The organism is Nocardia sp. CA-145437, assembly GCF_050956485.1.
GTDB lineage: Bacteria > Actinomycetota > Actinomycetes > Mycobacteriales > Mycobacteriaceae > Nocardia.
The window spans coordinates 3,182,182-3,201,693 of record NZ_CP191204.1 but is presented as its reverse complement, the minus strand read 5'-3'; the positions used below and the strand labels follow the sequence as shown (position 1 = coordinate 3,201,693).

Genomic DNA, 19,512 nt, shown 5'->3' with positions numbered 1-19,512 from the left:
TACACGACTGTATCGAGCATCTGTACAGCAGCCACCTCGTTCGATACATTCGTGTATCGAACTTCGACACCAAGGAAATGGGCATGATCGAGAACCCGGATGTCATCGTGGTCGGGGCCGGTCTGGCCGGGCTCGTCGCCACGCACGAGCTGGTCAAGGCGGGCAAGCGGGTCCTGATTCTGGATCAGGAGAACCGTGCCAACCTGGGCGGGCAGGCGTTCTGGTCGCTGGGCGGACTGTTCTTCGTGGACAGCCCCGAACAGCGGCGGCTCGGCGTCAAGGACAGCCTCGAGCTGGCCATGCAGGACTGGCTGGGCTCGGCCGGCTTCGACCGCGAGGACGAGGACCACTGGGCGCGGCAGTGGGCGCGCGCCTACGTGGAGTTCGCGGCCACCGAGAAGCGGCAGTACCTGTACGACCTCGGGCTGCGGGTGACGCCGCTGGTCGGCTGGGCCGAACGCGGCGGCGAATCCGCCGACGGGCACGGCAATTCGGTGCCGCGCTTCCACCTCACCTGGGGCACCGGACCCGAGGTCGTGCGCGTGTTCCTCGAACCCGTGCTCGAGGCCGAGCGGCGCGGTCAGGTCGGATTCGCGTTCCGGCATCGCGTCGACGAGCTGATCGTGGAGGACGACGCCGTCACCGGCGTGCGCGGCAGCGTGCTGGAGGCTTCCACCGAGGACCGGGGCGTCGCATCCTCACGCACCGTGACCGGCGAGTTCGACGTGCGCGCCGCCGCCGTGATCGTCTCCTCCGGCGGCATCGGCCACAATCACGAACTGGTGCGGCGCAATTGGCCCACCGAGCGGCTCGGGCCGTGCCCGGAGCACATGATCGCGGGCGTCCCGGCGTACGTCGACGGCCGCATGCTCGGCATCACCGAGGCCGCGGGCGGGCGGATCGTGAACCGGGATCGCATGTGGCACTACACCGAGGGCATCCACAACTGGGATCCGGTGTGGCCCGACCACGCCATCCGCATCATTCCCGGGCCGTCGTCGCTGTGGTTCGACGCCAACGGAAAGCGCATGACCGCACCGGCTTTCCCGGGTTTCGACACCAATGCCACCATGAAGCAGATCCTGGCCACCGGCCACGACTACTCGTGGTTCATCCTGACCCAGTCGATCATCGAGAAGGAGTTCGCGCTCTCTGGTTCGGAGCAGAATCCCGATATCACCGGCAAGGATCTCAAGCTCACGCTCAAGAGCCGGGTGGCCAAGGGCGCCCCGGGTCCGGTGGAGGCGTTCAAGCAGCACGGCGTCGACTTCGTCGTCGCCGATACGCTGCCCGAACTGATCGCGGGGATGAACAAGATCTCGCGCGGCCCGCAGCTGGACGCGGCCGACATCGAACGTCAGATCGTGGCGCGCGACCGGGACGTCGAGCACAAGTTCAGCAAGGACGCCCAGCTCATGGCCGTCAACAATGCGCGGCGCTACCTGGGTGACAAGCTCGGCCGGGTCGCCACGCCGCACAAGATCCTCGATCCGGCGCACGGCCCGCTGATCGGCGTGCGGCTCAATATCCTGACCCGCAAGACCCTGGGCGGCTTGCAGACCAATCTGGACTCGCAGGTCATCCGCCCCGACGGCACCCCGTTCCCGGGGCTGTACGCCGCGGGTGAGGTCGCCGGTTTCGGCGGCGGCGGGGTGCACGGCTACAACGCGCTGGAAGGCACCTTCCTGGGCGGCTGCATCTTCTCCGGCCGGGCCGCGGGCCGGGCCCTGGGCCGCACCCTGAAGTGACGATTTCGGTTGCCGCCCACCGGATTCCGGTGGGCGGCGACCGTCGTCAGTCGACGGCGAACCAGCGGTAGCAGTCGCGGCGCAGCAGCAGCGCCAGCACGATGCCCGAGACCATGATGCCGCCGAGCACGGTGAACGGCCCAACGCCCGTGGGCATTTCGGCCGACATCAGGGTGAACACCCCCAGGAAGACCTGCAGGCTGGACACGCCCAGCGCGGTCACCCAGATCCAGCGCGACCGCAAGCCGAACAGCAGCGCCATGCCGCCGGTGACCCAGGCGGCGAAGAAGTGACCGATGCTGCCCGCGACGCAGTCCAGGCCGCCGGTGGTCGAGAGCAGGCAGTGCAGCATCGCGAGCCCCATCGCGCCGAGGGCGGCGAATTGAGTTTCGCGCACCTTGGCGGGCACCTCGGCCGCAGCGCTCTCGCGGCGCAACCCCCGCACGCCGTCGATCACCCGCTCGAAAAATGTGGCAGGAACGCCGTTCCCCGTGACTGTCGGTGTCATTTCCACCTCGTCGGCAACAGCCGATAACGAACTCACAGCACTCCTCGTTGAGTAACCCCTGGTGGCGTGCCCCCTGCGACCCGCCGAACCAGACGCTAACCAAATGTTCAGAGTCCGGACAATCTCATTCCCGAAGTTATGACCATGACCACAGCCGATAGGTGCACTCTGCATACAGTGATCTCGAACACATAACGGCCGCACGCTATTTCGCGTGCGGCCGTTGAAAGACCAGGTCCGGAGGTAGTTTCCCAGCGTACTACCGGGAGCCGGAAACTACTTGTCGTCCATGGGGATCGGCGGAATGACGGGGAATTCCCCGGTGTAGCCCTCGCGCATCTTGGCGATGGCCAGCACCCGCGGGCTGGCGATGCGCCACCCGATGGCGAGCGCGGGCACGATGATCACCAGGCTGGCCACCGTCCACGTACCGACCGGCCGGTCAAAAGCCATCAGGATCAGCACCAACCCCAAGAACACCAGTGTCGCGATCCCGGTATAGGGAGCGCCGAACATCCGGAACGCGGGCCGCTCGGCCAGACCCTGCTTCGCCAGGTAGAACAGCTTCAACTGGCACAGCACAATGGTCGCCCAGGACGCCAGAATGCCCAGCGAGGCAACATTCAGCACGATTTCGAACGCCTGCGACGGCACGATGTAATTCAGCCAGATACCGAACAATGCGATGCCGCTGGTGAGCAGAATTCCGCCATAGGGCACACCCGCACTCGACATGCGCGCGGTGAATTTCGGCGCACTGCCGTTCATCGCCATCGAACGCAGAATGCGGCCGGTCGAATACAGGCCCGCGTTCAAACTCGACAAGGCCGCGGTGAGCACCACGAAATTCATGATCGAGCCCATGTGCGCGACACCGAGTTTGGCGAAGAAGGTGACGAACGGGCTCTCCCCCGCCTGGTAGGCGGTATAGGGCAGCAGCAGCGCGAGCAGAATCACCGAACCGCAATAGAACAGCGCGATACGCAGGATGACCGAATTGATGGCGCGCGGCATGATCTTCGCCGGGTTCTCGGTCTCGCCCGCCGCGATGCCGACCATTTCCACGGCGGCATAGGCGAACACCACGCCCGAGGTGACGGTGACCAGCGGCAGCACGCCGGTCGGGAACCAGCCGCCCGCCGCGGAGATCATGCCGAAGCCGGTGGCCTGGCCGTCCACCTCGAACCGCCCCGCGAAGAAGACGGTGCCGACCACCAGGAAGGTGACCAGGGCGAGCACCTTGATCATGGCGGCCCAGAATTCCATCTCGCCGAACCACTTCACCGACGCGAGATTGATGCCGAGCACGATGACCAGTGCGCCCAGCGCCAGCAGCCATTGCGCGACCGGCTGGAAGGGACCCCAGTAGTGCAGATAGGTGGCGACCGCGGTGGTATCGACGATGCCGGTCATGGACCAGTTCAGGAAGTACATCCACCCGGCCACGAATGCGGCCTTCTCACCGAAGAATTCGCGCGCATAGGAGACGAACGAGCCCGAGGACGGGCGGTGCAGCACCAGTTCGCCGAGAGCGCGCAGGATGAAGAAGACGAACGCGCCACAGATCAGGTACACCAGGAACAGCGACGGCCCGGCATTGGCGAGGCGACCGCCGGCGCCCAGGAACAGGCCGGTGCCGATGGCGCCACCGATGGCGATCATCTGCAATTGCCGGGGTTTCAGGGCTTTGTGGTAGCCGCTGTCCTCGGCATTGAGGCTGGTGGCAGTTGTCCGGATCTCGGTCATACGCCGGGTTAACCCTCCGCTATCGTGAAACGAGGCCGTCCGAGAGTACCCTGTCGTTTGCTGACAGCCGTGTCGGCGCTCCGGGCCGGGTCAGCGCGGTCGTTTCCAGCTGTTCGAGCAGCGATTCGAGCCGATTCATCAGCGATTGCCATGGAAGTGCTGATGATCCATAGGTGAGCAGACCGGTCAAACCGCCGCCCCCGCGCGCTCCCGGGGCTAGAGTCCGGTCATGAGGCGCTTGCGACGAACCGGGAGCGGCGCTGCCGCACTGCTGCTGTCGATCGGAATGCTCACCGCCTGTTCGTCGGCGACGAACGAGAGCGCGTCGTGCACGGTGTCCCCCAACGGAACTCCGGTCACCTCCGGTGTTCCGGCCGGGCCCAGTACCACGAATCTGGCGCTGCGTCCGGAGGTCGCCACCGGCTACCGGACCGGCATGACACCGGTGCGCACCGGCGGATTCGCGGTCTCCACCGCCAATCCCGTCGCCACCGAGGCGGCCTGCCGGGTGCTGCGCGACGGCGGTACCGCAGCGGACGCGCTGATCGTGGCGCAGACCGTGCTGAACCTGGTCGAGCCCCAGGCCACCGGCATCGGCGGCGGCGCGTTCCTCATGTACTACGACGCCGCGACCAGGACCGTCGACGCCTACGACGGCCGCGAGACCGCGCCCCGGGCCGCCACCGAGGACTACCTGCGCTACATCAGCCCCACCGATCACACTGTGCCGCAACCCAACGCGCGCGCCAGCGGCCGCTCCATCGGCGTGCCGGGCGTGCTGCGCATGCTGGAACTCGCGCACACCGAGCACGGCAGGCAACCCTGGCGCGACCTGTTCACCCCCGCGGTGAACCTCGCCGACGGCGGCTTCACGATCTCCCCGCGCATGGCCACCCAGATCGCGGCGTCCACCGCGGATCTGGCCCGCGACGACGCCGCCCGCGCGTATTTCCTGCTCCCCGACGGCAATCCGAAGCAGGCCGGCACCACGCTGGTGAATCCGGCCTTCGCCAAGACCCTCTCGGCCATCGCCGCCGACGGCGCGAACGCCTTCTACACCGGGGCCATCGCGGCCGACATCGTCGACACCACCGCCACCACCTCCGGCGGCCGCACCCCCGGACTGCTGGCGCTCGCGGATCTGTCGTCGTACCAGGCCAAGAAGCGCACCGCGGTGTGCTCGCCGTATCGCAGCCACGAGATCTGCGGCATGCCGAATCCGTCCTCGGGCGGCATCGCCGTCGAGGCGGCGCTGGGCATCCTGTCGAATTTCGATCTGGCCGCGATGAAACCGACCGACGTGTCCGGCGACAGCAGCGCCGCGCGCGACGGCGGCAGACCCACCGCCGAGGCCGTGCACCTGATCGCCGAGGCCGAGCGGCTGGCCTACGCCGACCGCGACAAGTACATCGCCGACTCTGATTTCGTTCCGCTGCCGGGCAATTCACCGCAGACCCTGCTGGATCCGGACTACCTGAAGCAGCGGGCCGCGCTCATCAACCCGAGCAAGAGCCTGGGCACCGCCCAGCCGGGCGACTTCGGGCCGGTCCCGGTCGGCAACGGGCCGCAGCAGCCCGAACACGGCACCAGCCACATCTCGATCGTCGACAAGTACGGCAACGCGGCGTCGATGACCACCACGGTCGAATCCGCGTTCGGGTCCTTCCATTTCGTGGACGGGTTCATTCTCAACAACCAGCTCACCGACTTCTCCGCCGAACCCCGGGACAAGGACGGCGCGCCGGTCGCCAACCGCATCGACGCGGGCAAGCGGCCGCGCAGCTCCATGGCCCCGACCCTGGTGTTCGACCGCAATCCCGACGGCAGCCGCGGCGCGCTCAGCCATGTCACCGGGTCGCCGGGCGGGGCGGTGATCATCCAGTTCGTGGTGAAAACCCTTGTGGCCCTGCTGGATTGGGGGCTGAATCCGCAGCAGGCGGTGTCGATGATCGACTTCGGCGCGGCCAACACGCCCACCACGAACGTGGGCGGCGAGCACCCCGCGGTGAACGCCACCGACAACGGCGACCACGACGCACTGGTCCAGAAGCTGCGCGCGTCCGGCGATCAGGTATCGGTGGCGCCGCAATCGAGCGGGCTCTCGGCGCTGGCCCGCGACGGCGACGGCTGGATCGGCGGCGCGGATCCCCGCCGCGAGGGCGCGGTGCTCGGCGGCCCGCGCTAGGCCGCCTCAGGCGCGCCCGACCGCGAGCCGGACGGGTCGAGCCTCACGAACGAGGCCAGTGCTTACCGCGGTAGCTCTCGATATCGGCGTTGAATCGGGCCAGCAACGACGCGAGCGCCGACACGTCCTCGTCGGACCAGCCTGCCAGGATCTCGTCGAGATGCCGAAGGCTCTGCGCCCGTTCGGCATCGAGCCGGGCTACCCCCTCGGCGGTGACCCGGAACTTGCGGGCGATGCCGCCGTCGGGGTCGGGGATGCGTTCGGCCAGGTCCGCGCGCAGGAGCGCGGCGGTCTGCCGATTGAGGGTGGAGGCATCCAGCCCCAGCGTGTCACTGAGCTGACCGATCGACATCGGCCCCTCCCCGCGCAGCAGACTGAGCAGCAGATAGGCGCTGCGGTCGAGGCCGTTGTCGCCCTTGCGCGGAATCAGGCTGTACCGGCCGAACAGCATGGTCTCGAACTCGAGCAATTCGGTGGGCTTGGTCAATTCCATCCTTTCCGCGGTCCCCACACCCTACGTGTGACGGGCGCCGGACATCGATTATGCATCATGCACATGATGTGTATAGTGCACATAGATCGATGATGAGGAGAACCCCTATGACCAGACCCGAGTCCGCTGCTCGGTCTGCCGGCGCCCCGCCGGAGCCCACACGCGCCGGCAGCACCCTCGCGGTGCTGGCCTACACCGGCGTCGTCGCCTCACTGATGCAGACGCTGGTGGTCCCGCTCCTGGGCGACCTGCCCCGAATCCTGGACGCGTCCGCGTCGAACGCGTCGTGGGTCGTCACCATCACCCTGCTGGTGGCGGCGGTGGCCACGCCGGTCGCGGGACGGCTCGGCGACATGTACGGCAAGCGCCGCATGCTCATCGCCTCGACCATTCCGATCATGGTCGGCTCGATCGTCTGCGCGGTGTCGACCTCGCTGATCCCGATGATCATCGGACGCGGGCTGCAGGGCCTGGGCGTGGGCACCATCCCGCTGGCCATCGCCCTGCTGCGCGACGTGATGCCGCCCGAGCGCCTCGGTTCGGCCATCGCGCTGATCAGCTCGTCGCTGGGCATCGGCGGCGCGCTCGGCCTGCCGATCGCGTCCGCGGTCACCGAGTACAGCAACTGGCGTGTGATGTTCTGGGTCGCAGCGGTTCTCGTGGCGATCGCCACCGCGCTCATCGTCCTGGTCGTCCCCGAGGGCACCTCCGAAGGACCGTCGGGCCGCTTCGACGTTCCCGGCGCGCTCCTGCTCGGCGCGGCCCTGGTGTGTCTGCTGCTGCCGGTGTCGAAGGGCGCGGCCTGGGGCTGGACCAGCGGCTCGACCCTCGGACTGTTCGCCGCGGCCCTGGTGCTGCTGCTGGTGTGGGGCTGGTGGGAACTGCGCTCCCCCGAACCGCTGGTCGATCTGCGGATCACCGCTCGCCCGCAGGTCCTGGTCACCAACCTGGCCAGCATCGCGGTCGGCGTCGGCCTGTACGCGCTGCAGCTGAGCCTGCCGCAGCTCATGCAGCTGCCCGAGGCGCTCGGCTACGGCCTGGGCCAGTCCATGGTGATGATGGGCGTGTGGATGGCCACCGGCGGCATCATGATGATGGTCATCTCACCGATCGGCGCGAAGCTGTCGGCGGCGCGCGGCCCGAAGACCACGCTGGTCACCGGCACGCTGATCATGGCCGCCGGTTACGGTGTGGCACTGCCGCTGATGGGGTCCATCGGGGGCCTGGTGGTGGTCAACATCATCTGCAGCACCGGCGTCGCCTTCGCCTACGGCGCGATGCCCGCGCTCATCATGGGCGCGGTGCCGCAGTCGGAGACCGCGGCCGCCAACAGCTTCAACACCCTGATGCGCTCGATCGGCACCTCGGTCTCGGCCGCGGTGGTCGGCGCGGTGCTGGCGCAGATGAGTGTGCAGATGGGCAGCCACAGCATCCCGACCGAGCACGGCTTCCGCACGGTGTTCCTGATCGGTAGCGTCGTGTGCCTGGTCGCCGCGCTGATCGCGGTGCTGATCCCGGTGCGGCGCGCGGTGCAGTCCGTCCCCGCGCAACCGCCGGAGACCGCGAAAGCCTTCGCGGAGAACTGATTCCGAACCGGATCGGGCGAGGCACAGCCATCCGTCCGCCGTGGCCACGAAGGCTCGGCGACGGATGGCCTACTTGTTCTCGCCGGTGTACTTCGCGCCGAGTTCGCGGAACCGGTCCATGGCCTCGGCCGCGCGCATCTTGTCGTTGGAGCGGATGGCCATCATCGGCACGTACTCGTCGTGCACCAGCTCCAGCCGGGCCCAGGACTTCTTGTCCGGGAAGGAGATCCCGCGGATGTCCTGCCACCCGAACTCGCTGTCGCCGACGATATTGCGCACCATGACCCCGCGCTTGCCGACCCGCACCCGGGGCCGGGTCAAGGTCAGCACACCCGCCGCCAGCACCAGGCCGAACGCCGCCAGGCCGATCTGATCGGAGACCCGGAAGTTGACGCCGGTGGAGCCCTGGCGCAACACGATGCCGCCGAAGATGAAGACGGCGGCCAGCACCGCGGCCACGATCCGCACGGTGATGATGGCGTGGCGCGGGCGGACCTCGAGGTCCCACTCGCCGTCGGTGTTCGCTGCGGTGTCGGGCTTCGTCTCTGCCATGGGTGGATCGGACTCCGGCTTCTGCTGCTCGCTACCGGCCCGCGTCGGTTGCTCGGCAGGCCCTTCCGTCGTCGCGGGGTCGCGCGGCGGTTCCTCCTCGGAGCCGCCGCGCTTCCAGATCCGGACGACGGGCATGACTAGGCGGTGAGTTCGCGCAGGGTGAGCGCGGCGTCCAGCGCGGCCGCGGCCGCCTGCTCGCCCTTGTTCTCCGCCGAACCCGGCAGGCCCGCGCGGTCGAGCGCCTGCTCCTCGGTGTTCACGGTGAGCACGCCATTGGCGACCGGGGTGCCCTCGTCCAGCGACACCCGGGTCAGACCCGCGGTCACCGAATCGCACACGTACTCGAAATGCGGTGTGCCGCCGCGGATCACGACGCCGAGCGCGACCACCGCGTCATGGCTGCGGGCCAGCGCCTGCGCCACCACGGGCAGCTCCATAGCGCCGGCGACCCGGACCACGGTGATGTCGGCGACGCCCGCCTCGCGGGCGGTCTTCTCCGCGTTCGCGACCAGCGCGTCGCAGATGGTGGTGTGCCAGCGCGAGGCCACGATCCCCAGCTTGAGGTCCTTGGCATCGGCGAGCTCGAAAGCCGGTACGCCGGTACCGCTCATCGTTGTTCCGCCCTCTCGGTTGTCAGTTCGCGGTCTCGCCCAGGTCCAGGTCTTCCAGGCCGACCAGGTCGTGGCCCATCCGATCCCGCTTGGTGCGCAGGTACCGCAGATTGTGCTTGTTGGCGCGCACCGGCATGGCCACGCGCTCACTGATGCTCAGACCGTAGCCCTCGATCCCGGCGCGCTTGTCCGGGTTGTTGGTGAGCAGCCGCATGGAGGTGATGCCCAGGTCGACGAGGATCTGCGCGCCGATGCCGTAGTCACGGGCGTCGGCGGGCAGGCCCAGGTTCAGGTTGGCGTCCACGGTGTCGTCGCCGCTGTCCTGTAGCTGGTACGCCTGTAGCTTGTGCAGCAGACCGATGCCGCGGCCCTCGTGGCCGCGCATGTAGAGCAGCACGCCGCGGCCCTGCTTCGCGATCAGCTCCATGGCGGCGTCGAGCTGCGGGCCGCAATCGCAGCGCAGGGAGCCGAAGGCGTCGCCGGTGAGGCATTCGGAGTGCACGCGCACCAGTACGTCGCGGCCGTCGCCGATCTCGCCCATCACCAGCGCGACATGCTCGGCGTCGTCGTATTCGCTCTCGTAGCCGATGGCCAGGAAGTCGCCGAACTCGGTGGGCAGCTTGGCCTCGGCGACCTGCTTGACGTGCTTCTCGTTGCGGCGGCGCCAGGAGATCATGTCGGCGATGGAGATGAGCGCCAGATCGTGTTCGTCGGCGAAGACGCGCAGCTCGTCGGTGCGCGCCATATCACCTTCGTTCTTCTGGCTCACGATCTCGCAGATGACTCCGGCGGGGCTGAGTCCGGCCATCCGGGCCAGATCCACGGCGGCCTCGGTGTGGCCGGGACGACGCAGCACACCACCGTCCTTGGCGCGCAACGGAACCACATGCCCCGGACGAGTCAGATCATCGGATTTGGCGGTGGGGTCGGCCAGCACACGCATGGTGGTAGCGCGGTCGGCGGCCGAGATCCCGGTGCTGATGCCTTCCCGGGCATCGACGGCGACGGTATAGGCGGTGCCGTGCCGGTCCTGGTTGACCGCGTACATCGGCGGCAGGCCCAGGCGATCGCAGTCCGCCCCGGTGAGCGGCACACAGATGTAACCGGAGGTGTAGCGGATCATGAAGGCCACCAGCTCGGGGGTCGCCTTCTCCGCCGCGAAGATGAGGTCGCCCTCGTTCTCCCGGCCCTCGTCGTCGACGACGACAACCGCCTTACCGGCGGCGATGTCGGCGACTGCGCGCTCTACGGTGTCGAACCTGGTCACGTCTGTTGTGCTCCATCTCGAATTAGGTGCCTCATTACAGTAAGGCAGTGCCCGAATTGCGCCGCCTCCGGCGTCGCGGGTCCGGTCAGCCGCGCTGTACGAGCCGCTCGACGTACTTGGCGATGATGTCGACTTCGAGATTCACGACGGTGCCGACCGGGGCGGTGCCCAGGGTGGTGAGCTCGCGGGTGGTGGGGATGAGCGAGACCTCGAACCAGTCCTTGCCGCCGTCGGCGAAGGCGTCCTCGGCGACGCCGATGCCGGAGACGGTCAGCGAGATGCCGTCGACGGTGATCGAGCCCTTCTCCACGACGTAGCGGGCAATGCTGTCGGGCAACGAGATTCGCACGACCTCCCAGTTCTCGTGCGGGGTGCGCGAGACGATGGTGCCGGTGCCGTCCACGTGACCCTGCACGATGTGCCCGCCCAGGCGGCTGTTCACCGCCGCGGCGCGCTCCAGGTTCACGCGGGATCCCGCGGCCAGGGCGCCGATGCTGGAACGGTCCAGGGTCTCGGCCATCACATCGACGGTGAACGTGTCGCCGACGACCTCGCGGTCCACCACGGTGAGGCAGACGCCGTTGACGGCGATCGAATCACCGTGTCCCGCATCGGAGGTCACCAGGGGGCCGCGGATGGTCAGCCGCGCCGAATCGTCCAGCCGCTCGGTGGCGACGATCTCGCCCAGCTCCTCGACGATGCCTGTGAACATGCGTACCTCTCCCTGATCGCGACTGCGTACTCGCTCGAGCCAACAGCGCGCCCCACACGCGGTATTCCCGCACGGACGGCCGTCCCCCTCAGCCTAACGACGCGCAGTCGTAGGCGACATGCGGCCTCGTTCACTGGAGCGTTGGATACCGGTGGATGGACGAAATCGGGCATAAGCCAACTTGCGATCAGTAAATTGCCCGAATTGCTCGGAATCACCTATTGCAGGATCGGAATCGAGTGGATTTATCCATGGCCTGACCGGGCCCAACGCCGGGAGTTACCCAATCCACGACTCGCTTACACCTGAATCTTGCGCGGCAGCGAAAATGGTCGCAAGATTGTTATGCAGCTGATTCCAACAGTTCAACTCTCCGCGAGCAGTTCAGAGCAGAACGGTCAACGCGTCCACGGCCGGCCGGGCCGGGTGACGATCTACGCCAGCAAACGAACCGAAGGAAGTTGGACCCCGCGCGGGTCGGATCCAGGTGGCACACAACACAATCGGCACAGTCAGGGGTGTGGCGTGACAACGCTTCTCGATTCGACACTCGAAGTTCGCTGCGTGCAGTACCGGCGCGAATTTCACCTGCCGGCATCGATCGATCCGACATCACGGCACATCCTGCTGGAGATAGGCAGTCGTTACGGGGCCGTCACCATGCCCGCCGACCTCGGCGAACGCGTCCGCCAGCGGCTCACCCAAGCCGATCTGGCCGGGCCGGTGGTGCACCACCCCCGCGCCCGGCGCTGGACCTTCATCACCGGTCCCGCCCGGCCCGAGACGCTCAGCACCGCGGTGACCGCGGCCCTGTTCCGGCTCTACGCCACCATCGCCTGCCCGGGCGCCCAGGTCGTGCTCCCCTCCGCCGAGGACGAGCGCACCGGCTACCGCACCTGGATCCGGTCGCCGGAGACCATCGACACGGTGCCGCCGCTGGAATCGGTGATCGAAGCGCTCCTCGAGCACTGAGCGCCGATCCCGGCGGCGTCCGCGAGCTACTGGGCCGACGCCGCCTCGACGGCGATCACCTTCTGCCGCAAGGCTTCCACCGTCGCGGCCGGATCCGGAGTGCCGTACACCGCGGAACCCGCCACGAAGCAGTCGATTCCGGCCTCGGCGGCCTGCTCGATGGTGTCCATGTTGATGCCGCCGTCGATCTCCACCACCAGGCGCAGCTCACCGGCGTCCACCAGGCGGCGCACCTGACGGGCCTTGTCCAGCACGTGCGGGATGAAAGACTGTCCGCCGAAACCGGGTTCGACGCTCATCACCAGCAGGGTGTCGAAATCACGCAGGATCTCGAGGTAGGGCTCGATCGGGGTGTTCGGCTTCACCGAGAGTCCGGCCTTGGCGCCCGCCGCGCGAATGTCACGAGCGACCGCGATCGGGTTGTCGGTGGCCTCGGCGTGGAAGGTGACGTTGTAGGCGCCCGCCTCCGCGTACCACGGGGCCCAGCGCTCCGGGTCCTCGATCATCAGATGGCAGTCCATCGGAATGTCGGTGACCTTCAGCAGGCTCTGCACGATCGGCGGGCCCATCGTCAGGTTCGGCACGAAATGGTTGTCCATCACATCGACGTGCACCCAGTCCGCGCCCTCGATCGCCCGCAGCTCGGCCGCGAGGTTCGCGAAGTCGGCGGACAGGATGGACGGGGCGATCATCGGGGCCGGACGCTGGAACGGGGAGGAAGAGGTGCACACACGCGGCAGTCTATCGGCACCACCGAGTGCGTCCCGCGTCACGGGAATGGCTGATTGCCGCGCACCGGAATGGGTAGCCTCTACAGGGTGATCAACATTTCGGCGGAACAAGGGTTGCGCGGCACACCGGTCGAAATCGGTGTCGCCGCCTCCGTATCCCAGTTGCCCATCGTGCGCGGACTCGCCGAAACCCTGGTGCTGCTCAGCGATTTCACCCTCGACGAGGTGGCCGACATCCGGCTCGCCGTCGACGAGGCCGCCTCCACCCTGATCGCCATCGCCGCCCCGGGGTCCACGCTGCAGTGTCTGTTCACCGTCGGCGAGTCCGACCTGATCGTGCGGGTCCGCGGCACCGCCGCCGCCGAAGGGCTACCCGACCAGCGCAGCTTCGGCTGGCATGTGCTGCGGACCCTCTGCGACGAGGTCACCGCCACCCAGGAACCCTTCGATCCGGCGATCTCCGGATACCCGACGGCGGTGGAGTTCCGGCGGGTCCGGGGGAAGGCGTAGTGACCGGAGAAGACGTGTTCCCCTCCCCCGACGACGCGGCCCGGCCCGAGGATCCGACCGCCGACACCGAAGCCCCCGACAAACCCGAACCCGAGGAACCGGCCGAGGACAGCGCCGAGGAGACCGTCGACGCCGAGGAGGCGGAGGAGGTCGCGCGCACCGTCTCCGGCTACGACGACGTCGCGCTGCTGTTCGAGGAACTCGCCGCCGCCGCACCGGGATCCGCGGGGCGCGCCGCCCTGCGCTCACAGCTGATCAACCGGTGCATCCCGCTGGCCGACCACATCGCCCGCAAATTCAGCGGCCGCGGTGAGCCTTTCGACGACCTCACCCAGGTCGCGCGGGTCGGCCTGGTGCACGCGGTGGACCGGTTCGACATCTCCCGCGGCTCCAACTTCCTGTCCTTCGCGGTGCCCACCATCATGGGCGAGGTGCGCCGCTACTTCCGCGACAACACCTGGGCCATGCGGGTGCCGCGGCGCGTCAAGGAAACCCACCTGCGCATCGGCTCCGCGATCGACGCGCTCTCCCAGCAGTTGGGCCGCTCCCCCACCGCCAAGGAGATCGCCGCCGCCCTCGACATCGACGCCGACGAGGTCACCCAGGCGGTCATCGCCGGAAACGCGTACCAGCCCAGCAGCATCGACGCCGTCTCCGTCGGCCGCGACACCGAGGCGTCACTGCTCGACACCCTCGGCGAGGAAGAATCCCAATTCGACCGTGTCGAGGAATACGTCGCCATCCGCCCGCTGCTGGCCGGTCTGCCGGAACGCGAACGCCGCATCCTGACCATGCGATTCTTCGAATCCATGACCCAGACGCAGATCGCCCAGCAGATGGGCATCTCCCAGATGCACGTCTCCCGCATCCTGTCCAAGACCCTCGCCCGCCTGCGGGAGCAATCCGCCCGCGAGTGACCCCGCCACTCCAGGCGGGCGACCTCGACTCACCGGTCACCCCTGGGTTGGAACGGCGCGCAGCGACTGGTGGATCTGCGATGTCACCCGAATCCCAGTGGCCGAGCAGCCCTTGCGAGCCGGACATGCATGCTCCGCCAGCGAGGACATCCCGCGTGCGGGAGGCCCGGCCAACCGAGGTGGAAGCAACCCGCCTGGGCGAACGCTCCGTCATTCGGATGGTGGTGCTCGCGGCCGGTCATAGCCGGCCAGGTGGACCGGCCACTGGGACCGCCGAGGCCGGGCCGAATTCGACGGCGAGGTCGATGCGGGAGGCGGTCCGCGCGGGATTGCCGGTGGCACGGTGGGTGCCGAGGTAGGCTGCGGCGACCGGTTGAGACGGCGCCCCGGACCCCGACGGGACATGCGAAAGCCCCTGCGGCGGTGAGTGGTCATCACGCCGCAGGGGCTTTCGGTGTTCGAGCGGCTACGCGTCCAGAGGCTTGCGCAGGGCCGCGAGGAACATGGCGTCGGTCCCGTGGCGGTGCGGCCACAGCTGGGCGCCGGGGCCGTCGCCGAGTTCCGGGACGCCGGGAAGCAGCTCGCGGGTGTCGAGCTGTTCGGCGCCGGTGCGGCGGACCATGTCCGACACCACCGAGACCGTCTCCGGCAGGTGGGGAGAACAGGTCGAGTAGACCACCACGCCGCCCGGGCGGACCAGATCCCATGCGGCGGTGAGCAGTTCACGCTGCAAGGTGACCAGGTCACGGACGTCGGAGGGCTGGCGGCGCCAGCGCGCCTCCGGGCGGCGACGCAGTGCGCCCAGGCCGGTGCACGGGGCGTCGACGAGGATGCGGTCGAAGCCCGGGGTCAGGCCCGAGTCGCGGCCGTCAGCTACGTGCACGTCGACCGGCATGCCTCGAGTGGCCTTTCGGACCAGGTCAGCACGGTGCTCGGCCGGTTCGACGGCATCGACGCGGAAGCCGTCGATCTCGGCGATCGAGGCCAGAAAAGCGGTCTTACCGCCCGGACCCGCGCACAGATCCAGCCAGCGACCGCCGTCCTCACCCTCGAGGGGTGCGCGGGTGACCGCCAGCGCCACCAGCTGACTGCCCTCGTCCTGCACCGCGGCCATGCCCTCGCGGACCGGTTCCAGCTTCGCCGGATCACCGCCGTCGAGGTACACCGCGTACGGTGACCAGCGGCCTTCCTCGCCGCCGGTGATCAGTGCCAGTTCCTCGGCGGTCATATCGCCGGGCCGCGCCACCAGGTGCACCAGCGGCCGGGCGTCGTCCGCTTCGAGCACGTCGCGCAGCTCGCCCGCCCGCGCGCCGAGCGCGTCCGCGAACGCCTGCGCGATCCACACCGGATGTGCGAATTCGAACGCCAAGTGCCCCAATGGATCCGACGGCGCGAGCCGCTCCACCCACTCCTCCGGAGTGCGCTCGGCCACCCGCCGCAGCACCGCGTTCACGAACCCGGCCCGGCCCTGCCCGTACTCGGCGCGCACCAGCGCCACCGACGTATCGACGGCCGCATGCGCCCCGATCCGGGTCCGCAGCAACTGATAGGTCCCCAGCCGCAACGCATCCAGCAACGGCCCGTCGATCTCCGCGACGTCGCGCCCCGCGCAATCGGCGATCACCGCGTCCAGCAACCCCACCGACCGCGAGGCCCCATAGGCCAACTCGGTCGCCAGCGCCGCGTCCCGCCCACTGATCTTCCGCTCCCGCAACAACCCCGGCAGCACCAGATTCGCGTAGGCATCCCGCTCCCGCACCGCCCGCAGCACATCCCGCGCCACGATCCGGACCGGATCGGCCCCCGCCTTCTCCGCCCGCCGCGCCGCCGCGGCACCCGGATCACTCGCGCGCGCCTCGGCACCGGCTTGCTTGGAGCCCCGATCCTTCTTCCCCGCGGCCCGTTCGCGATCGGACGGCTTGCGCTGCCCGCCACCGCGATTGCCGCCGGAGGAACGGCCACCCGAGGCAGCGTCGGCCCGGTCACGCCCGCCGCCACGCCGATCGCCGCCGCCCGGCCGATCCGACCCCGAATCACGTCCGCTCGCAGCGAATCCACCGCGTCCGTCATCGCTCCGACGCCCGCCGCCGGATCGCTCCGAACCGCCGGAGCGGTCGTACCCGCCCGAGCGGCCACGGCCACCGCCCTCACGCGAGCCGTAGCCGTCGCGGCCGCGCAGGCCGCCCGAGGAGCGGTTCGAGCCCGAATCGCGCTCTCCGGCGGGGCGATCGCCGCGGCCGTAGCCCGCGCGGCGGTCACCGCTGTCGGAGCCGCGGGTCGGGTTCGAGTCGTCGGCCGACCCGGCCGAGGAGCGGCGGAAGGGGCGGCGGGGAGGGTTGTTGTCGGGGTTGGTCATTCGGTCACCGTGCCCGGTTCCAGGCGGGCGCCACGGGCCCAGTCGAGGGCGGGCATCATGCGTTTGCCCTGGGGCTGGACCTGGGTGAGGCGAACCGCCGTGGTGGCGGTGCCGATGAAGACGCCGGACTTGCGCACATCGATGGTGCGGGGCGGGAGGGTTTCCTCCACGAGTTCGACGGGGCCGAGTTTGAGGCGTTTGCCGTCGATCTCGGTGAACGCGCCGGGCGCGGGGGTGACCGCGCGGATGAGGCGGGAGATGGCGAGGGCGGGCTGGTCCCAGCGGATGCGCCCCGCTTCCGGTTCCACCTTGGGGGCGTAGGAGATGCCGTCCAGGGGCTGCGGAACCGCTTGCACGGCACCGTCTTCCACGGCGTCGAGGGTGGATTCCAGCAGCACCGCGCCGCTGTCGGCGAGACGCTCGAGCAGGGTGCCCGCGGTGTCGGCGGGCGCGACCTTCTCGGTCATGGTGCCGAAGACGGGCCCGGTGTCGAGGCCCTTCTCGATCAGGAAGGTGGACGCGCCGGTGTACTCATCACCCGCCAGCAGCGCCGACTGCACCGGCGCCGCGCCGCGCCAGGCGGGCAGCAGCGAGAAGTGCAGGTTGATCCAGCCGAACCGGGGAATCGCGAGCACCGTTTCGGGCAGCAGGGCGCCGTAGGCCACCACCGGGCAGCAGTCCGGCGCGAGTTCGGTGAGCTGGGCGATGAATTCGGGCTCGGACGGCTTGCGCGGCGTGAACACCGGAATCCCGTGCTCGTCGGCCAGCTGCCCGATGGGCGAGCGCGTGATCTTGCGGCCGCGTCCGGCCACCGCGTCGGGCCGGGTCACCACCCCGACCACCTCGTGTCGCTCGGATTCGATGAGTCGCCGCAGCGACGGCACCGCCGGTTCGGGGGTTCCCGCGAAGACCAGACGCATATCAGCGGCTCCGTTCCCGGCCACCGGCCGAGGCGCGGCGACCGCCGCCGATCTCGGACGCGGGCAGCACCGTGATTCCCTGTGTGAACCAAGACGATTCGCGAATCGTGCGCATGGCCTCCTTGCGGAAGGCCGACTCCAGCCGCTGCAGGAACAGCACGCCGTCGAGGTGATCGGTCTCGTGCTGCACGCAGCGCGCCAGCAGCCCTTCGGCCCGGAACTCCACCGGCTTGCCGTCCAGGTCGACGCCGCGCGCCAGCACGGTCATCGGCCGGGTCACGTCGAAACGCACGCCCGGGATCGACAGGCAGCCCTCGGGCCCGGTCTGGGTCTCCTCGCCCTCGACCTCGAAGACCGGGTTGATCAGATGCCCCTGGGCGTCGCCGGTGTCGTAGACGAATACCCGCAACCCGACCCCGATCTGCGGGGCGGCCATGCCGACGCCCCCGCTCTCGTACATGGTGTCGATGAGGTCGGTGACCAGCTGGCGCACCTCCCGGTCGAACGTCTCGACCTCCGCCGCGCGGGCGCGCAGGATCGGATCGCCGAACAGGCGGACAGGCTGGATGGTCACGGGCAGCTCCCGATAGCGAACGAATACGGTCGTCTCATTTTACGGACGCCCGTGACCACCCCGATCAGGAATGCGCCGCCAACACGACATCGCTGATCCCGGTGCCGAACGGCACCGGCACACAGGCCGGTGTCACGGCGTGTCCGGGATCGAGCAGATTGACCGCCAGCTGCTGCGCGAACGGGTCGTAGACCAGGTGAAAATGCCCGGTCAGGTCGGCCTCGCACAGATCCTGCAGCACGATATTGGTCGCGCCCGGACCGCGCAGGGCGATATTGGTGTTGGGCTGGATCATCTCATCCACCCGGCTGCCGATGGTCGTGTATTTCACACCCGGCACCGTGTCGCCGCCGGCGTTGAGGTCGGTGATGAACGGCGATCCCGCGGCCTGCTGGACGGCGGCGAGCGAGGAGCCGAACTCGACGAGCTTGTAGATGCCCGGCACCGCGTCGGCGATCGGCACCAGCCCGTACATGATCCCGCCGTAACTGGGCGAGGCCATCCCGATCCACTGCCCGACCTTCGGCGCGCCGCCGAGTTTGTTGATCCAGTAGCGAGTCACGCTCGCGCCCTGGGAGAAACCGACCAGATCCACCTGCCTGGCCCCCGTGGCGGCGAGCACCTGGTCGACGAAGACGCCGATCTGCGCGGAGCTGGCCCACACATCCTCGGTGCCGAAGGTGTCCTTGCCGGATTTGCCGCCGTAGTTCAGGGCGAAGACGCAGATCCCGGCCTTGGCGAGCAGCGGGCTCAGGCCCGACCAGTCGGAGTAGGCCGAGGAATCGGTGCCGTGTGCCAGGATCACCGGCCGCGGATGTTCGGCGGTCGGTGTGCAGCCGAAGTCGTTGGCGCCCTGGGGCGCGGTGTCCGGATGCTCTTTCAGATACTTGGCCGCCGCCAGATGCCCGGTCTGCGGCGGCCCCTGCTGAGCAGGCACCCGCAGGACCGGTGCGGCGGCCGGCTCGGCCCGCGCGTAGGTCCCCGGCGGGGTGGCGGCCGTACCGATCACGGCGGCCGCCAACGCCACTACCCCCACCGGTGCGACGCGGCACAGGAATGCACCACGCGTCCGGTTCCTCTTTTGTCCCATGTCACAAGATCGCATGGGGCGCTGTTGTCCCATG

18 protein-coding genes are annotated in these 19,512 nt (G+C 68.8%); 6 read left to right on the top strand and 12 right to left on the bottom strand.

Going from position 1 to position 19,512, the window contains the following annotated elements:
• Window positions 1-83: 83 nt before the first annotated feature.
• Window positions 84-1,748 (top strand): FAD-binding dehydrogenase, encoded by a 1,665-nt coding sequence (locus tag ACQPYY_RS14845; protein ID WP_433594164.1) that lies wholly within the window; start codon window positions 84-86, stop codon window positions 1,746-1,748.
• Window positions 1,749-1,794: 46 nt separating this feature from the next.
• Here ACQPYY_RS14845 and ACQPYY_RS14840 read toward each other — a convergent pair whose 3' ends face one another.
• Entirely contained in the window at window positions 1,795-2,292 is a 498-nt protein-coding gene (locus ACQPYY_RS14840) for a hypothetical protein (RefSeq protein ID WP_433594163.1), read from the bottom strand.
• A gap of 240 nt (window positions 2,293-2,532) precedes the next feature.
• On the bottom strand, window positions 2,533-4,002 hold the full coding sequence (locus ACQPYY_RS14835) for an amino acid permease (RefSeq protein ID WP_433594162.1): 1,470 nt from the start codon (window positions 4,000-4,002) through the stop codon (window positions 2,533-2,535).
• Between the two features lie 229 nt (window positions 4,003-4,231).
• On the opposite strand from ACQPYY_RS14835, the gene ACQPYY_RS14830 reads away from it, so the two are divergent.
• Window positions 4,232-6,187, top strand: coding sequence for a gamma-glutamyltransferase family protein (locus ACQPYY_RS14830; RefSeq protein WP_433594161.1), 1,956 nt, complete (start codon window positions 4,232-4,234; stop codon window positions 6,185-6,187).
• A 43-nt stretch (window positions 6,188-6,230) separates the two neighbouring features.
• Here the strand turns inward: ACQPYY_RS14830 and ACQPYY_RS14825 are convergent, their stop codons facing one another.
• Window positions 6,231-6,680: a MarR family winged helix-turn-helix transcriptional regulator gene (locus ACQPYY_RS14825; protein WP_433594160.1), complete on the bottom strand. Its 450-nt coding sequence runs from the start codon at window positions 6,678-6,680 to the stop codon at window positions 6,231-6,233.
• Between the two features lie 107 nt (window positions 6,681-6,787).
• Here ACQPYY_RS14825 and ACQPYY_RS14820 point away from each other — a divergent pair, with 107 nt between their 5' ends.
• Window positions 6,788-8,266, top strand: a complete 1,479-nt coding sequence (locus ACQPYY_RS14820) for an MFS transporter (protein WP_433594159.1) — start codon at window positions 6,788-6,790, stop codon at window positions 8,264-8,266.
• Between the two features lie 69 nt (window positions 8,267-8,335).
• On the opposite strand, the gene ACQPYY_RS14815 is transcribed toward ACQPYY_RS14820, so the two are convergent.
• From ACQPYY_RS14815 to ACQPYY_RS14800, 4 genes are all read right to left on the bottom strand, one after another.
• Window positions 8,336-8,818 (bottom strand): PH domain-containing protein, encoded by a 483-nt coding sequence (locus ACQPYY_RS14815; protein ID WP_379097903.1) that lies wholly within the window; start codon window positions 8,816-8,818, stop codon window positions 8,336-8,338.
• Between the two features lie 137 nt (window positions 8,819-8,955).
• Window positions 8,956-9,429 carry a 6,7-dimethyl-8-ribityllumazine synthase gene (gene ribH / locus ACQPYY_RS14810; RefSeq protein ID WP_357083247.1) on the bottom strand — a complete coding sequence of 158 codons (474 nt, stop codon included), beginning with the start codon at window positions 9,427-9,429 and terminating at the stop codon, window positions 8,956-8,958.
• 22 nt (window positions 9,430-9,451) lie between these two features.
• Complete coding sequence (locus tag ACQPYY_RS14805; RefSeq protein ID WP_357286194.1) at window positions 9,452-10,696, bottom strand: bifunctional 3,4-dihydroxy-2-butanone-4-phosphate synthase/GTP cyclohydrolase II; 1,245 nt, start codon at window positions 10,694-10,696, stop codon at window positions 9,452-9,454.
• An 85-nt stretch (window positions 10,697-10,781) separates the two neighbouring features.
• Window positions 10,782-11,408 (bottom strand): riboflavin synthase, encoded by a 627-nt coding sequence (locus ACQPYY_RS14800; RefSeq protein WP_379097898.1) that lies wholly within the window; start codon window positions 11,406-11,408, stop codon window positions 10,782-10,784.
• Between the two features lie 525 nt (window positions 11,409-11,933).
• Here ACQPYY_RS14800 and ACQPYY_RS14795 point away from each other — a divergent pair.
• A complete protein-coding gene (locus ACQPYY_RS14795; RefSeq protein ID WP_433594158.1) occupies window positions 11,934-12,380 on the top strand; it encodes a hypothetical protein in 447 nt (148 codons plus the stop codon).
• Between the two features lie 26 nt (window positions 12,381-12,406).
• On the opposite strand, the gene rpe is transcribed toward ACQPYY_RS14795, so the two are convergent.
• Window positions 12,407-13,072 carry a ribulose-phosphate 3-epimerase gene (gene rpe / locus ACQPYY_RS14790; protein ID WP_379100233.1) on the bottom strand — a complete coding sequence of 222 codons (666 nt, stop codon included), beginning with the start codon at window positions 13,070-13,072 and terminating at the stop codon, window positions 12,407-12,409.
• Window positions 13,073-13,198: 126 nt separating this feature from the next.
• Between rpe and ACQPYY_RS14785 the strand changes: the two genes are divergently transcribed.
• Window positions 13,199-13,621 (top strand): anti-sigma factor, encoded by a 423-nt coding sequence (locus tag ACQPYY_RS14785; RefSeq protein WP_379097892.1) that lies wholly within the window; start codon window positions 13,199-13,201, stop codon window positions 13,619-13,621.
• Complete coding sequence (locus ACQPYY_RS14780; RefSeq protein WP_433594157.1) at window positions 13,621-14,538, top strand: RNA polymerase sigma factor SigF; 918 nt, start codon at window positions 13,621-13,623, stop codon at window positions 14,536-14,538. The genes ACQPYY_RS14785 and ACQPYY_RS14780 overlap by 1 nt, the downstream gene beginning before the upstream one ends.
• A 466-nt stretch (window positions 14,539-15,004) precedes the next feature.
• On the opposite strand, the gene ACQPYY_RS14775 is transcribed toward ACQPYY_RS14780, so the two are convergent.
• The 4 genes from ACQPYY_RS14775 to ACQPYY_RS14760 all read right to left on the bottom strand — a co-directional run bounded on the left by ACQPYY_RS14775 (window position 15,005) and on the right by ACQPYY_RS14760 (window position 19,478).
• Window positions 15,005-16,321, bottom strand: a complete 1,317-nt coding sequence (locus ACQPYY_RS14775) for an RsmB/NOP family class I SAM-dependent RNA methyltransferase (RefSeq protein ID WP_433594654.1) — start codon at window positions 16,319-16,321, stop codon at window positions 15,005-15,007.
• Between the two features lie 569 nt (window positions 16,322-16,890).
• Entirely contained in the window at window positions 16,891-17,814 is a 924-nt protein-coding gene (fmt, locus tag ACQPYY_RS14770) for a methionyl-tRNA formyltransferase (protein WP_379097884.1), read from the bottom strand.
• A 1-nt stretch (window position 17,815) separates the two neighbouring features.
• Window positions 17,816-18,388 carry a peptide deformylase gene (def, locus tag ACQPYY_RS14765; protein ID WP_379097881.1) on the bottom strand — a complete coding sequence of 191 codons (573 nt, stop codon included), beginning with the start codon at window positions 18,386-18,388 and terminating at the stop codon, window positions 17,816-17,818.
• A 64-nt stretch (window positions 18,389-18,452) separates the two neighbouring features.
• Window positions 18,453-19,478 (bottom strand): esterase/lipase family protein, encoded by a 1,026-nt coding sequence (locus ACQPYY_RS14760; protein WP_433594156.1) that lies wholly within the window; start codon window positions 19,476-19,478, stop codon window positions 18,453-18,455.
• Window positions 19,479-19,512 lie beyond the last annotated feature (34 nt).

Bases quoted from the DNA above. Each gene is read 5' to 3' on its own strand.
- ACQPYY_RS14845 (WP_433594164.1), top strand. From the start codon at position 84: ATGATCGAGAACCCGGATGTCATCGTGGTCGGGGCCGGTCTGGCCGGG.
- ACQPYY_RS14835 (WP_433594162.1), bottom strand. From the start codon at position 4,002: ATGACCGAGATCCGGACAACTGCCACCAGCCTCAATGCCGAGGACAGC.
- ACQPYY_RS14830 (WP_433594161.1), top strand. From the start codon at position 4,232: ATGAGGCGCTTGCGACGAACCGGGAGCGGCGCTGCCGCACTGCTGCTG.
- ACQPYY_RS14825 (WP_433594160.1), bottom strand. From the start codon at position 6,680: ATGGAATTGACCAAGCCCACCGAATTGCTCGAGTTCGAGACCATGCTG.
- ACQPYY_RS14820 (WP_433594159.1), top strand. From the start codon at position 6,788: ATGACCAGACCCGAGTCCGCTGCTCGGTCTGCCGGCGCCCCGCCGGAG.
- ACQPYY_RS14815 (WP_379097903.1), bottom strand. From the start codon at position 8,818: ATGGCAGAGACGAAGCCCGACACCGCAGCGAACACCGACGGCGAGTGG.
- ribH (WP_357083247.1), bottom strand. From the start codon at position 9,429: ATGAGCGGTACCGGCGTACCGGCTTTCGAGCTCGCCGATGCCAAGGAC.
- ACQPYY_RS14800 (WP_379097898.1), bottom strand. From the start codon at position 11,408: ATGTTCACAGGCATCGTCGAGGAGCTGGGCGAGATCGTCGCCACCGAG.
- rpe (WP_379100233.1), bottom strand. From the start codon at position 13,072: ATGATCGCCCCGTCCATCCTGTCCGCCGACTTCGCGAACCTCGCGGCC.
- fmt (WP_379097884.1), bottom strand. From the start codon at position 17,814: ATGCGTCTGGTCTTCGCGGGAACCCCCGAACCGGCGGTGCCGTCGCTG.
- ACQPYY_RS14760 (WP_433594156.1), bottom strand. From the start codon at position 19,478: ATGGGACAAAAGAGGAACCGGACGCGTGGTGCATTCCTGTGCCGCGTC.